This window comes from Streptomyces sp. NBC_01261 (genome assembly GCF_036226385.1).
Classification (GTDB): domain Bacteria; phylum Actinomycetota; class Actinomycetes; order Streptomycetales; family Streptomycetaceae; genus Streptomyces.
In genome coordinates this window covers 9180593-9194909 of the sequence record NZ_CP108463.1, presented here as the reverse complement: position 1 = coordinate 9194909, position 14317 = coordinate 9180593, and the positions used below count along the sequence as shown (strand labels likewise).

The window sequence follows — 14317 nt, the reverse complement described above, 5'->3', positions numbered from 1 at the left end:
CGATTGTCAGTGGTGGCCTCTACGGTTTTTGCATGACGCGATCTTTGCAGGCCGTGACCTATCGCCGACCCTCCGTGCTGGAGTCGTCGGCGGGTGAGCGGCGCCTCGGCCTTGAGACCTCACAGGGTGCGACTCCTTCGGGTGTCACCGACCATCCGCGCTTCTTCGCGGGCTTCCTGACCGCTCCTCAGGTGGCCTCGGCGGCGCTGCTCGCGGTGGCCGACGTGGCGGCCACGCGGTACTACCAGCGCCAACTGCCCTCCTCGCTCGACCCGGTGGTGACGGCGGGCGGCGACCGGCTGCGCTTCGAGTCCTTCTCGGGCTGCGGCGGGGTGTACGCGCGGCTGGACGTCCTCGCCCCCGGCCTCGACGGCGACGAGGTGGGACACGGCACGACGAACGTCGACGTCAACAACCCGCTGCGCGAGGCCCTGTCCCGGATCGGCACGGACGATCCGCTCCATCTCCGGGTCGGCCCGGAGGAGTTGGCGGTCACCACGCTGGACGGCCCGGTCGTGGAGAAGAAGGTGCCGCTGCCGGACCGGTGGCTGCGCGGCTTCGCGGAGGCCCAGGTGATAGCGGCCGGCTTCGACCTGCGGGCCGAGCTGCCCGCGGCGGAGGCGGTCCGGTTCCTGCGCTCACTCCCGAAGAGCGGCGCGCGCGGCACCACGAGCGGCCCGCGCTGGGTCGTACCGGCGGGACGCGGCCTGCGCCCGACCACCCGCCCCGTACCGGGCGCGGTGTGCCTCCCGGGCCCGGAGCGTCTGATCGCCCTCCAGCGCGTCCTGCGCCACGCGACGGCCCTGCGAATCTACGGCCCCTCCGCCGTCGGCACCTCGGCTTCGGCCGGTGCGTGGGAGGCCGTCCTGCCGGGCATGCGGCTCACCCTCACACTGTCGCCGGACGCGTCGCGCGGATTCTCCGGCGAGGGCGGGGTCCTGGACGCACTCGCGGCCGACGAGGCGGGCGAGGACGCGGAGTTGATCTCCGTACTGCTGGCCTGGGAGCCCCGCATCGACGTCGCCGACATGGCCGCCTCCTCGGGACTCGCGCCCGAGCGGGTCCGCGCCGCGCTGACCCGGCTGGGCACCTCGGGACGCGTCGGATACGACACGGCGGAGGCGGCCTACTTCCACCGTGAACTGCCGTACGACGCGCGGCGCGTGGAGCGTCACAATCCGCGGTTGCGCTCCGCCCACGCGCTCGTGGCGGCGGGGGCGGTGACCCTGGAGGGCGCGATCGGGACGGTGACCGCCGAGGACGGTCATGTGCACAGGGTGCGGGACGAGGCAGGGGTGCTGAGTTGCAGCTGCGTGTGGTGGGCGAAGTACCGGGGCGGGCGCGGACCGTGCAAGCACGCGCTGGCGGTACGGATGGTGCGGCGGGGCGAAGCGACGGAGCAGAGCACGGTCCGGGACGCGGACCGGAATGCGGATCAGAACATGGTGCGGGTCGACGGGGGTGTGCGATGAGTTCGCTGATGGAAGCGGTGCGGGCAGGCCGGACGGCCGAGGCGGTGGGGCTGCTCGACGGGTTGACGGACGCCGAACGGCGCTCGTTCCTGCCGGAGTTGAAGGAACTCCGCAAGGAGCTGCGCAAGGCGCCGTGGGAGGAGCCGTCCCGTCGCGCCTATCCTGCCCTGCACGCGGCCGGGGCCGCCTGCGAGACGGGGGCGGCAGCCGTGGCGACCTGGATCGCCGCCGCCGACATGCGTTGGTCTCGGTCGTCCCCGGCGCTGCTGATCCACATCCTGGGCGACCGCGACACCGCCTGGCTCGCCGACGTGACGCACCGCCTCGCCGGACGCCCGGCCTCCGCCGACGTGCCGTACGAGCTGATGGCCGGTCTGGTGCGGCTCTCCGGCTGCCCGGTGCCGACGACGGACGCCTATGTGCGGGGCTGGGTGGAGCACATCAGCCACCTGCGGCAGCTCGGGAACACCCTCCTCGACCGCCTGCGCATGGACCCACATCTCGCGGAGCTGGTGCACGCGGTCTTCGAGACGGAGGACATCGGCAGCCCGCTGGAGTGGTCGTCGACCGAGGGGCCGAACAGCTGGGTCGACGCGCTCGCCCAGCTCACCGCCGAAGGTGTCCTGGACCGGAGGCGCACGGTGGACGCGTGCGTGGCCCGGCTGCTGCGGGGCGGTACGACCCTCGACAACCGGGTGTTCCTGCGCGTGTTGAAGGCCCTCGCCCTGACCCGTGAGGAGGAGCGGGAGCGGATCGCCGACTGGCTGGCGCTGGCCTCGGACGCGGTGTCCGTGGTGGCGTCGCATGCCCAGTCGGTGCTCGGTTCTCTGGTTCTGGACGGGGAGTTGACGCCGCGCCGGCTGGCGGAGATGTCGGACGCGGTGCTGTTCCGGCCCGAGAAGAAGCTCGTCCGGGCCCAACTCGTGCTGCTGGGGAAGGTGTTGGCGCGGGACGCGTCCGCCGCAGACGAGGTGCTGCCCGCCCTCGCACAGGCCTTCGGGCACGAGGACGCGGACGTACAGGAGCGGGCGCTGAAGTTGGTCGAGCGGCACCTCAAGAAGGTCGGCTCCCCCGAGGTACGGGGTGAACTCGCCGCGGCAGCCGACCAGTTGATCCCCGCTCTGCGCACACGCGCGGTCGAGACGCTGGGCGCGGCGCCGGCGACGGCGGCGTCGATGGTGTACGAGGAGATGCTCCCGCCCGCCCCGGCGCCGGTGCGCCTCGCGCCGGCGCCCGAGTCGGCGGTCGAACTCGCCGAGGAACTGGGGGTGTTGCTGGCGACCGAGGGCGATGTGACGGTGTTCGAGCGCGCGCTGGACGGACTCGTCCGCCATGCCCACCGCGACCGGGACGTCCTCCTGGAGGCGCTGGGTCCGGTGGTCGCGCGCCGCTGGTGGGCCGGTGACGCCCCCGGTCACGTCCAGCGTCCGGACGACCACTTCAGCAGGTCGCACCACAGCTTCGGCAGCGGTTCGTACGGGCTCGACCTCCTGCTGGCCACCCTGCTGGACAAAGTACGCACCGTCACCCTCCACGAAGGGGTGCAACGCGGCCGGCGGGGCCAGGAGTGCGGGCACAGCGCGCTGACGCGGGCCTTCGACGCCCGACTGTGGGAGGTGGCGTACCGGCTCCGCGCTGAGCCGCTGCCGTTCCTGTTGTCGACGCCGAGTTGGAGTACGGGGCTGCTGGAGCCGGACGAGTTGGTGGCCCGGCTGGACGCGTACCGGCGCCTGGGCGCGCGGGTCTCGGAGGCCGACTTCGCGCAGGCGCTGCTGCGGGTGCGCCGCGAGGACCGGGGGGCGGCAACGGTTGCCGCCGAGCGGGCGGAGGCTCTCGGCACGGCGGAGGGTACCCGGCTCGCGCGCTGGCTGACGTCCGAGAACCCCACCCTGCCCCTGAGCAGGCGCCGGACGGCCGGGATGCGCGTCGTGGTCGAGTTGGGTGAACTCCTCGATCTTCAGGAGGACTTCCCGGCGGAGTTCCGCGCGCTGGGCAAGCCGGTGACCGCCTACGGCGACCGCTGGTACTGCTACCACTGGACCCAGGAGATGCAGCGGCACTGGCTCGCGATACTCCCCGAGCGTCGTGAACTGGTGGCGGCGCGGCTGGTGCGGGACGTGTCGGCCGCCGCCCTGGACGACACCCGCGGCGCGGCCTCCGTACTCCCGCTGCTGGCCGAGTCCGAGGGGGTGGCGGGTCAGGCCACGCACCTGTGTCTGGCGTACGGGCTCGGCGCGCGGCACCCCGAGGATCGGCTCGCCGCCGTAGACGCGTTGCTGGTGCTCGCGGCGCGGGGGCAGTTGGACGTGGACCGGTTGGGTGCGGATCTCGGGGAGTTGGTGCGGAGCGGGGCCGTGAAGCCGTCGCGGCTCGCCGAGTCGGTGCGGACGGGGGCGGCGACCGGGGCGAACGCGACCATCTGGGGGATTCTCCGGCACACCCTGGCCGCGTTGCTCGCCGACCTCGACGGTGATGCCAAGCCCGCCCACGCGCGGGGGCTCGGGGACCTCCTGGCCGTGGCCGCCGAGTGCGCGGAGCGGTCGGGGGCGCGGGGTGAACTGCCGTATCTGGCGCAGACGGCGGCCCGGAGCGGCTCGTCCCGGCTGGTCACGCAGGCACGTCGGCTGCGCAGCGCGCTGGTGGCGGAGGTGGCCGCATGACGTAGGGCGACAGGGCTGACCTCCGGTGCACCGCACTCGCCAAAAGAACGGCAAAAGGTACAGAACCACGCTTTTACCAGTAGGTCACAGAGCGTTCGTGATCACGCAACACCCTTCCTTCACAGTGGGTGCATGAGTCGAGACATGTTTGACGTGACGCGCGCGAAGCACGGGCGTCCGGTGCACCACTGGCGGCGGGACCTGGTGGAGCTGGCCGCGCTGTTCACGGCGGTCGCGGTGGCGGACGTCGTGGCGGATCTGGTGGGGCACGGGCCCGACGGTCCGGTGCTGCTGGCGATCTCCGCGCTGGCGCTGATCGCCACGGCGGGGTTCCACACGTGGTGGTCACGCCGCCACGGTCACGCGCCGCCGACGGGCGATACCGGCGCCCGGCCGACCGCGGAACCGCGGCAGACCGGGCCGACCGAGCGGACCGGAGCAGAGGTCGCGTCCACGTCCGTGTCCGGGTCCGCGCAGTCGTCCGCGACGGCCGGTCCGGTCGTCGAGGCGGCGTCGCTGTGGCGGATGCGGACGACGGTGCAGGACGCGCCGGGGTCGCTGGCGGTGTTGTGCACGGCGCTGGCCGGCCGGCGGGTCGACATCCTGAGCCTGCAGACGCATCCGCTGGCCGAGGGCACGGTGGACGAGTTCCTGCTGCGGGCGCCGGCCGAGGTCGCGGCGTCCGAGATCACCCGGGCGGTGGCATCGGCCGGCGGTTCGGGCACCTGGATCGAGCGGGCCGATGCCCACGACCTGGTGGACGCACCGACCCGCGTCCTGGGCCTGGCCACCCGGACGGCCCTGGACGCGGCCGAACTTCCCCTGGCGCTACGGCAGTTGTTGGGCCGGTGCACCATCCGTTCGCTGCCCGCGACCATCGCGGGCAAGGGGCGCGAGCCGGAATCGGTGCCGGTGGAGGGGGCGTTGGAGGACACGGTCATGCGACTGCGGGCGCCGGAAGGCGGAGTGATCACAGTGGAGCGGCCGTATCTGCCGTTCACGCCCACCGAGTTCGCCCGGGCGCGTGCGCTGGTCGAGCTGGACGCCCGGCTCGGTCCGCGCATCCCGCGCAGCCAGGACGTACTGACGCTGCCCGAGGGCAACGCGATCACCGTGCGGCGCGCGGACACCGGTGATCTGGACGCGGCGCGGGAGATGCACGAGCGGTGCTCGGCGCGGACGCTCGGTATGCGGTACCACGGGCCGGTCGGTGACGCCGACCGCTATCTCAACCACCTGCTCTCTCCGCGCTTCGGGCGGACGCTCGCGGTGCAGACGGCGTCGGGGCGGATCGTCGGGCTCGGGCATCTGATGTGGGACGGGGACGAGACGGAGGTCGCGCTGCTGGTCGAGGACGACTGGCAGCGGCGGGGTATCGGCAGTGAGTTGTTGGGGCGGCTGGTGGGGATGGCTGTCGAGGCGGGGTGCGAGAGCGTGTACGCGGTGACGCAGGCGTCCAACACGGGGATGGTTGCGGCGATGCGGGGGCTTGAGCTGCCGCTCGACTATCAGATCGAGGAGGGGACGCTGGTCGTCACGGCTCGGCTGGGTGCGGCTGTGGGGGTTGCGGAGGCCACGGAGTTCGGGAGGGCCGAAGCGCCGTAGCGGTTGCGGATCAGTTGACGGGCGCGGGTGCGTCGTGGCTGGTCGCGCCCCGCGGCGGAGCCGCATATGAGCACAGCCCCGCGCCCCTCGGGACGGGCGCAAGAGCCCTGTCCAAATCCGACCACAGGTCCTCGACGTCCTCCAGTCCCACCGACAGCCGCAGCAAGCCGTCGCTCACGCCCGACCCCTTCCTGTCCTCCTCTCCCACCACGCGGTGGGAGAGGGAGGCCGGGATCTGGATGAGGGTGTCCACGCTGCCGAGGCTGACGGCGGGGGTGATGAGGCGGACTGCGGCGGTGACCTCGTGCGGGTCTCCGTGGACCTCGAAGGCGATCATCGCGCCGCCGATGCGCGGGTAGTGGACGCGGGCGACGCGCGGGTCGGCGGTGAGGCGGCGGGCGAGTTCGGCGGCGTTGGCGGACGCGGCCCGCACCCGTACCGGCAGGGTCGACAGGCCGCGCAGCAGGAGGTAGCCGGCGAGCGGATGCAGTACACCGCCCGTCGCGAAGCGGATCTGGCGCAGCGTCCCGGCGAACTCCTCGTCGCAGGCCACCACGCCCGCCATCACATCGCCGTGCCCGCCGAGGTACTTGGTCGCGCTGTGCAGGACGATGCGCGCGCCGTGCTCGGCGGGGCGTTGCAGGACCGGGGTGGCGAAGGTGTTGTCCACGAGGAGCGGGACCGAGCCGCAGGACCGGGCTACGGCACTCAGGTCGAGTTCGGCCAGGGTCGGATTGGCCGGGGACTCGACGACGACCACACCCGTGTCGGAGCGCAGCGCGTCGGCGATCCCGGCCGGATCGGTCCAGGTGACCTCGGAGCCGAGCAGCCCGGCGGTGAGCAGGTGGTCGCTGCTGCCGTAGAGGGGTCGTACCGCCACCACGTGTCGCAGCCCCGACGCGGCCCGCGCCAGGAGCACGGCGGTCAGGGCCGCCATGCCGCTGGCGAACGCCACGGCGCTCTCGGTGCCTTCGAGGCGGGCGAGGGCGGTCTCGAAGCGGGAGACGGTCGGGTTGCCGACGCGGCCGTAGACGGGCGGGCCGTCCGGTTCGGCGCCGGTGGCGGCGAAGGCGTCGACGCGCGCGGCCTCGCCACGGCTGTCGTACGACGGGTAGGTGGTCGACAGGTCGATCGGCGGGGCGTGCAGGCCCTGCCGGGCGAGGTCGTCACGGCCGGCGTGCACGGCTTCGGTGGCCAGGGCTCGGGGAGCCGGGGAGGGGTGCGGGTTCGTTGCGTCCATGGATGCAAGGGTGAACATTGAGCGGAATCCATGGCTGAGTGTCCGTGTTACGTTCGATGAATGACCGAATCCGTCGTACTCGATCCGGTGGATCTCCATCTGTTGCGGTTGCTGCAGAACGATGCCCGGGCGACCTATCGCGATCTCGCGGCGCAGGTGGGGGTCGCGCCGTCGACGTGTCTGGACCGGGTGGCGCGGCTGCGCCGGGCGGGGGTGATCCTCGGGCATCAACTGCGGGTCGACGCGGCCAAGTTGGGACGCGGGCTGGAGGCGTTGCTGTCGGTGCAGGTGCGACCGCATCGGCGGGAGTTGGTGGGGCCGTTCGTGGAGCGGATCCGGGCGTTGCCGGAGTCGCGGACCGTGTTCCATCTGACCGGTCCCGACGACTATGTCGTCCATGTGGCCGTGGCGGACATGGCTGATCTGCAGCGGCTGGTTCTGGACGAGTTCACGTCACAGCGCGAGGTGGCGCGGGTGGAGACCCGGTTGATCTTCCAGCAGTGGGACTGCGGGCCTTTGCTGCCGCTTGCCACGCCCACAGCTGAATCGGGGTGACGGGTCCGAGTTCCGCGTATGAGGATGGTCCTCATGTCGCAGACCAACACTCCGCTGCCCCGGCAGGTCGCCGACGCCTATGTCGACGACCTCATCACCCTCGACCCGGTCACCGGTACGTATCTCGGCGTGAAGGAGAGTTCGAGCCGCCTGCCCGATCTCTCCCCCGCAGGTCAGGAACGACTCGCGGCGCTTCAGCGGGCGACCCTCGCTAAGCTCGACGAGGCAGAGCGCCGACCCGGCGCGGACAGTGACAGCGAGCGCCGGTGCGCGCGCCTGCTGCGCGAGCGGCTCAGCGCCGAACTCGCCGTGCACGACGCCGAGGAGAGCCTGCGCGCGGTCGGCAACATGGCCACGCCCGCGCACTCGGTGCGCGAGGTGTTCACGGTGACACCGGCCCAGACCGACGAGGACTGGGCGGCGATCGCCGAGCGGCTGCGCGCGGTGCCGACCGCGCTGGCCGGCTACCGCGAGTCCCTCCAACTGGGCCTGGACCGCAAGCTGTTCGCGGGCCCGCGGCCGACCGACACCTTCATCGGCCAGCTCACCGAGTGGTCGGACACGGACGGCCAGGGGCGCGGCTGGTTCGAGGAGTTCGCCTCGGCGGGCCCCGACTCCCTGCGCGCCGAGTTGGACGAGGCCGCCGGTGCGGCGACCGCGGCCGTGGTGGAGCTGCGGGACTGGCTGCGCGACGTGTACGCGCCGGCCATCGAGGGCGCGCCGAACACGGTGGGCCGGGAGCGGTACGCACGTCTGTCGCGCTTCTTCAACGGTACGGACCTGGATCTCGACGAGGCGTACGCGTACGGCTGGTCCGAGTACCACCGGCTGCTCACCGAGATGAAGCGGGAGGCCGAGAAGATCCTGCCCGGCGCCGGGACTCCGTGGGTGGCGCTCGCGCACCTCGACGAGCACGGCCGGCACATCGAAGGTGTCGAGGAGGTCCGTGTCTGGCTGCAGGGCCTGATGGACAAGGCGATCGAGGAACTGGACGGCACGCACTTCGAACTCGCCGAGCGGGTACGGAAGGTGGAGTCCTGCATCGCGCCTCCGGGCAGCGCGGCGGCGCCGTACTACACACCGCCGTCGGAGGACTTCTCGCGTCCGGGCCAGACCTGGCTGCCGACGATGGGCCAGACCCGGTTCCCGGTCTACGATCTCGTCTCGACCTGGTACCACGAGGGCGTCCCCGGCCATCACCTCCAGCTCGCGCAGTGGGCGCACGTCGCCGGGAACCTCTCCCGCTACCAGGCCACCATCGGCGGGGTCAGCGCCAACGCCGAGGGCTGGGCGCTGTACGCGGAGCGGCTCATGGACGAGCTGGGCTTCCTGGAGGACGCGGAGCAGCGGATCGGTTATCTCGACGCGCAGATGATGCGGGCCACCCGCGTCATCGTCGACATCGGCATGCACCTGGAGATGGAGATCCCGGCGGACTCGCCGTTCCACCCCGGTGAGCGGTGGACGCCGGAACTGGCCCAGGAGTTCTTCGGCGCGCACAGCAGCCGCCCGGCGGACTTCGTGGAGAGCGAACTGACCCGCTACCTCACGATCCCGGGCCAGGCCATCGGCTACAAACTCGGCGAGCGGGCCTGGCTGTTGGGCCGCGAGAACGCGAAGCAGCGGCACGGCGAGACCTTCGACCTGAAGGCCTGGCACATGGCCGCGCTGTCCCAGGGTTCCCTGGGCCTGGACGACCTGGTGGACGAGCTGTCCCAGCTCTGACGCGGGGACGCACGGCGTGACATGTCGGCGGCCGGGTCCGAGAGTTCGGGACGCGGCCGCCGTGTGTGTCTGGTGGCGGGGGCTGAAGTCCCCTTGCCTGCCCGCGAGTTCGCAACGAGGTCACACCGTCTGCATCTGACGCCGGGCACTGGCATTCCTCAGCCGCCCGTCGACTTCGGGACACGGCCGCCCCGCACGACCGACGCCCGGGCCGAAGTCCCCTCGAACACCCGTCAGTTCGGGCCCCAGGCACCGCCCACACCCAACACCGGCGCGGAAACCCCGCCCCCACTCCTCAGCCGGAAAGCCTCCGCAGCTGAACAAGCCCAAGCCACGTCTCAGGACCCGGCCGCGCCTGACCCGCGCGGACGGCGTACCGTCCCGGCTCCAGGTCGACCTTCAGGTGTTCCGTGCCCTCCGACTCCCGTCCAGGCCACGCCGAGTCGAACAGGACGACAGGGCTGGGTACGTCCCACTGCACCTCGTTCTCCCAGGTCGCGCCGGCGAGTGCGGCGGGGATGACGGACAGGATCTCGTCCTCGGAGTTCGCGGCGCACCAGCGTACGAACGTGCCGTGTTCCGGGAGGAAGGAGGTCGACGCGGGGTCGTCGCCCAGGACCAGCGCCGCACTGTCTCCTACCGGCAACAGGCCCGCGTATCCGTCGACCTCGCAGGCCCGGTCGTAGTCCGAGGCCAGTTCGTGGCTGTCGGCTCCCGTCCAGAACGGCAACACCGTCTCCGGCACCGCTATGAGCGGTCCGCCGCCCGACTCCACCCACTGCACCGCCGTTCCCGGCTCCGCGTATCGCGCCATGGGCAGAACCTACACGCACAGCGATCCCACATGTTGAGGGTTCAAAAGACTCGGCGCGTCGATGGTAGGGGCGCGAACTCGCCTCCCCAGCGGCCGAGTTGAAGAAACGCCTGCCAGGAATCAGCAGCCGCAGTCACCCGCCCCCACCGGCGCCGTCAACGAATCGACCGCACGCCTTTCACTTCCCTCCCACGTCTCGAACCCGAAGCCCTCACGCACCCAGTACTCGAACCCGCCGAGCATCTCCTTGACCTGGTACCCGAGTTCGGCGAGCGCGAGGGCGGCCCGGGTGGCGCCGTTGCAACCCGGACCCCAGCAATACGTCACGACCGGCACGGACTTGTCGAGGAGCCCCTCGGCCTGAGCCGGGATGAGCGCTGTGGGGAGGTGGACCGCTCCGGGAACGTGGCCCTGGTCCCACGACTCGGTGGAGCGTGAGTCGACGACGACGAACCCGGGAGAACCGGAGTTGCCGTCGGCCGCGAGCGCTGCGGCCACGTCGGAGACGTCGGCGTGGAAGGCGAGGCTCGCGCGGAAGTGGGCGACCGCGGCCGAAGGTGCGGCGGGGGCGACCCGCAGAACGGGATTGACGGCGATGGTACTGCTCATGATCCGACCTTTCACCGAGGCACCCAGGCACCTCTATGTCTCAACGTCTCTACATCTCTACGTCGAGAAATCTATGGTCGCCGACCGGTCCGCTGAAGGGACGATCCTCGCCGTACCCCTTGATCGGCCGGGGATTCCCCTGCTATTTCTCAAACATGACCGCGGAATCCACTTACGCCCCCGACGCCACCGACTGGCGCATCCTCGACGTCCTCCAGCGGGAGGGGCGCGCCAGTTTCGCCGAGTTGGCCCGGGCCGTCTCCATGTCCGCGAGCGCGGTGACCGAGCGGGTGCGGCGGCTGGAGGAGGCGGGGGTGATCCAGGGATACGCGGCGGTCGTGGACCCCGAGCGGCTCGGGCTGCCCATCCTGGCGTTCGTGCGGCTGCGCTACCCGAACGGCAACTACAAACCCTTCCACGACCTGGTCGCGGTGACGCCGGAGATCCTGGAGGCCCATCACATCACGGGCGACGACTGCTTCATGATCAAGGTCGCGGCCCGTTCGATGCGCCACCTGGAGGAGGTGTCGGGCAAGATCGGCGCCCTGGGCTCGGTCACCACCAGCGTCGTCTACTCCTCACCGCTCCCCCGCCGCCCCCTGGGCCACTGACCCCGCCGACCTCAAGGACGTCACTGCCCCCGCTGCCGTACAGCCGACCCGTCCCGCCCCTTCACGACCTCCAGCTGCGCGTGGATCCGCCGCCGCAGATCCGCGACATGGCTGACGATCCCGACGCTGCGGTCCCGCTCGCGCAGGGAGTCGAGGACGTCGAGAACCTCGTCGAGGGTCTGCTCGTCGAGGCTGCCGAAGCCCTCGTCGATGAAGAGGGTGTCGAGCCGGACCCCGCCGGCCTCGTCGGTGACCACGTCCGCGAGTCCGAGCGCGAGGGCGAGGGACGCGAAGAACGTCTCGCCGCCGGACAGCGTCGCCGTGTCCCGTTCCCGCCCGGTCCACGCGTCGACGACATGCAACCCGAGTCCGCTACGGCCGCGCCCGGCCCGGTCGTCCGAGTGCACGAGGGTGTAACGCCCGGACGACATGCGCTGCAACCGTACGGTCGCCGCCGCGGCCACCTGTTCCAGGCGGGCGGCGAGGACGTACGACTCCAGGCGCATCCGGCGTTCGTTGTCGGCCGAGGTGCCCGCGGTGAGGGCGGCGAGGCGGGCCACCCGGTCGTACTCCTCGCGCAGCGGGGCGAGTTGACGTGCCCCGGCGGCCGATCGGGCGGAGAGCCGGTCGAGTTCGGTGCAGCGCCGGGCCGCCGCGTCGCGCGCGGAGGCCGCGTCACGCGTCCGCTGAACCGCCGCGGTCGCGACCCGCTCCGCCAGGTCCAGGTCCACTGGCGCCTGCTGCGCGGCTGCCGCCGTGTCGACCTCCGCGAGCACGGCCCGTACGGCGGCCTCCTCCGACTGCCAGGCGTCCAGGCGGCGTTGGAGTTCGCGATGGGCGGTGTCGTCGAGAAGGGCGGCGGCCGCGGCCTGCGGGGTGTCGAACCCGGCGCGGAAGGCGGCGTCGGCGAGCCGGGCGTCGGCGTCCTTGAGGCGCTGGGCGGTGTCCTCGGCGGTACGGCCGGCGTCGGCCGCGTCGGTGAGCAGCGCGGCCTGCCGCTCCAGTTGGGCGGCACGCGCGGCCACGCTGTCGGCCGTACCCCGTGACTGCGCCAACTCCCCTTCCAGGGAGGAACGTTCACGGTCCAGGGTGTCGCGCAGGGTCGTACGGGAGGCGGCCCGGAGCGCGGCCTGCTGCTGGATCACGGTCCGCCGCTCATGCTCCTGCTCGGCCCGGCGCAGCTCCTCGGTCGCGGGGTGCAGCCAGGACGCGTCCCGGCGCGCCTGCTCGTACAACCGCTCCAACTCCGCTACCTCGTCGGCGAGTTGGCCGGTCGGCGCGTCACCCGCCTCTGCGGTGGCGGCGGCGAGGGCTTCCCGTACGACACCCAGGCGGCGCTCGGCCTCGGTGCGCTGTTCCTCGGCGCGCTGGTGGGCGGTGAGGGCCTGTTCCTCCGCCGCACGGTCCACGTGTCCGGCGGATTTGCGGGCGGGGGCGGGGTGTTCGGTGGCTCCGCAGACGGCGCAGGGTGCGCCGTCGGTGAGGTGGGCGGCGAGTTCGGCGGCGATGCCGTTGAGGCGCTGTTCCTTGAGGTCGAGCCAGTGGGCGCGGGCCTCGACGGCACGTTCGGCGGAGACGAGCACCTGCCGCTGGGCGTCCTCGGTGTCACCGGCGAACTGGTCCCGCTGCCGGGCCGCCCCGAGCCGCCGCTCGGCGGGCTCGCGCCGCACGCCGAGCTGTTCGGCCCGGGTGGTGGCCTCCTGCGCCGACTCGATCCGCGTCTGGAGTCCCGCGCGGGTGGTGTCCCACTCGGCGAGCCAGGCCTCGGCCTCCTGCCGTACGTCCTCGTCGGCACGCTCCTGGCGGTCCAACTCGGCGCGTTCCACGCGGAGTTCGGTGATCCGTTGCTCGGCGCGGCGGGCCGATTCCAGTCCGCCCAGTTCCTCGGCGGCCCGGCGTGCGGCGGCGGCGAGCCCGGCCGCGCCGGCGCCCGCGAAGGTGTCCGGCAGCAGGCCACGCGCGCGCGTCTCGGCCCGGGCGGCGTCCCGGTGCTCGGCGTCGGCGGCCTCGCGCAGCTCCAGCGCCGGCGCCACCGCCTCCGCCTTCCGGGCCCGCTCCATCCGCGCCTGCGCCTGCCGATAGCCGTCGGCCCGCTCGTCCATGAGCGTGGCCCGCTCCCGCGCCTGCGCGAACCGCTCTTGCAGGCGGCCCAGTTCACGGACGTCGGCCAGTTCACGATCGGCGGCGGCCTGGGCGGACTCGGCGGCAGCCAACCCGCCCTGCGCCACGGTCAGTTGCTCGCGTGCGGTACTCCGGGCCACGGCCGCCGCGCCCAACACCGTGTCGGCGAGGCCGGGTTCGCCCGGAGCGAGGTCCGGCAGCTCCATGGCGTCACCGGCGGCCTGCTGCATGCGGTGCGCGTCGGCAAGCAACTGGGCGTCGCCCTCACGGACTTGGGCCTCGGTGGCCCGGCGCCGTTCGGCGAGCCGCTTCTCGACCTCGGCGAAGCGGTGGGTGTCGAAGAGCCGCCCGAGCAGCTTGCCGCGCGCCTCGGCGTCGGACCGCAGGAACCGTGCGAACTCGCCCTGGGGCAGCAGCACGACCTGGCAGAACTGTTCCCGGCTCATGCCCAGCAGCTGGGTGATCTCCTCGCCGATCTCCTGGTGCGAGCGGCTGAGGTCCTTCCAGGCGCCGGCCGTCGCGTCGTACTCGCGCAGCCAGCTCTGTGCCTTGTCCAGCGTGCTGCCGGTGCCGCGCTTCTTGGGACGCGCCCAGGGCGGCTGCCGGGTCAGTTCCAACCGCCGCCCGCCGACGGTCAGTTCGAGCCGCACCTCGGTGCGCGTGCCGGCCGGGGCGTGGTCGCTGCGCAGGGTGAGCCCCTGACCGGACTGCCGGACGCCGGGCACCGAGCCGTAGAGCGCGTAGCACACGGCGTCGAGGACGGAGGTCTTTCCGGCGCCGGTCGGCCCGTGGAGCAGGAACAGCCCGGCGGAGGACAGCTCGTCGAAGTCGACGGTCTGTGAACCGCCGAAGGGCCCGAAGGCGGTGAGGTCGAGCCGGTGGAGCCTCATCGGTGACCCTCTGTT

Annotated in this window: 10 protein-coding genes; 6 read left to right on the top strand and 4 right to left on the bottom strand. The window is 72.4% G+C overall.

Features of this window, described 5'->3' with window-relative positions; translation table 11 throughout:
- Positions 1 to 32 precede the first annotated feature (32 nt).
- From OG226_RS40905 to OG226_RS40895, 3 genes are all read left to right on the top strand, one after another.
- On the top strand, positions 33 to 1472 hold the full coding sequence (locus tag OG226_RS40905; protein ID WP_329351795.1) for an SWIM zinc finger family protein: 1440 nt from the start codon (positions 33 to 35) through the stop codon (positions 1470 to 1472).
- Complete coding sequence (locus OG226_RS40900; protein WP_329351793.1) at positions 1469 to 4132, top strand: DUF7824 domain-containing protein; 2664 nt, start codon at positions 1469 to 1471, stop codon at positions 4130 to 4132. The genes OG226_RS40905 and OG226_RS40900 overlap by 4 nt, the downstream gene beginning before the upstream one ends.
- A 144-nt stretch (positions 4133 to 4276) precedes the next feature.
- Positions 4277 to 5737: a GNAT family N-acetyltransferase gene (locus OG226_RS40895; protein WP_443066950.1), complete on the top strand. Its 1461-nt coding sequence runs from the start codon at positions 4277 to 4279 to the stop codon at positions 5735 to 5737.
- A gap of 10 nt (positions 5738 to 5747) precedes the next feature.
- Here OG226_RS40895 and OG226_RS40890 read toward each other — a convergent pair whose 3' ends face one another.
- The gene (locus tag OG226_RS40890; RefSeq protein WP_328684746.1) at positions 5748 to 6977 is read right to left on the bottom strand and encodes a trans-sulfuration enzyme family protein; all 1230 of its coding nucleotides are present in this window, start codon (positions 6975 to 6977) and stop codon (positions 5748 to 5750) included.
- 60 nt (positions 6978 to 7037) lie between these two features.
- Here OG226_RS40890 and OG226_RS40885 point away from each other — a divergent pair, with 60 nt between their 5' ends.
- Complete coding sequence (locus OG226_RS40885; protein WP_328684745.1) at positions 7038 to 7532, top strand: Lrp/AsnC family transcriptional regulator; 495 nt, start codon at positions 7038 to 7040, stop codon at positions 7530 to 7532.
- Between the two features lie 33 nt (positions 7533 to 7565).
- Complete coding sequence (locus OG226_RS40880) at positions 7566 to 9257, top strand: DUF885 domain-containing protein (RefSeq protein WP_329351790.1); 1692 nt, start codon at positions 7566 to 7568, stop codon at positions 9255 to 9257.
- Between the two features lie 295 nt (positions 9258 to 9552).
- Here the strand turns inward: OG226_RS40880 and OG226_RS40875 are convergent, their stop codons facing one another.
- A complete protein-coding gene (locus tag OG226_RS40875) occupies positions 9553 to 10071 on the bottom strand; it encodes an immunity 21 family protein (RefSeq protein ID WP_328684743.1) in 519 nt (172 codons plus the stop codon).
- Positions 10072 to 10191: 120 nt separating this feature from the next.
- Positions 10192 to 10680, bottom strand: a complete 489-nt coding sequence (locus OG226_RS40870) for a rhodanese-like domain-containing protein (protein ID WP_329351789.1) — start codon at positions 10678 to 10680, stop codon at positions 10192 to 10194.
- Between the two features lie 155 nt (positions 10681 to 10835).
- On the opposite strand from OG226_RS40870, the gene OG226_RS40865 reads away from it, so the two are divergent.
- A complete protein-coding gene (locus tag OG226_RS40865) occupies positions 10836 to 11291 on the top strand; it encodes an Lrp/AsnC family transcriptional regulator (RefSeq protein WP_328684741.1) in 456 nt (151 codons plus the stop codon).
- 20 nt (positions 11292 to 11311) lie between these two features.
- On the opposite strand, the gene OG226_RS40860 is transcribed toward OG226_RS40865, so the two are convergent.
- Positions 11312 to 14302 (bottom strand): SMC family ATPase, encoded by a 2991-nt coding sequence (locus tag OG226_RS40860; RefSeq protein ID WP_329351788.1) that lies wholly within the window; start codon positions 14300 to 14302, stop codon positions 11312 to 11314.
- Between the last annotated feature and the right edge of the window lie 15 nt (positions 14303 to 14317).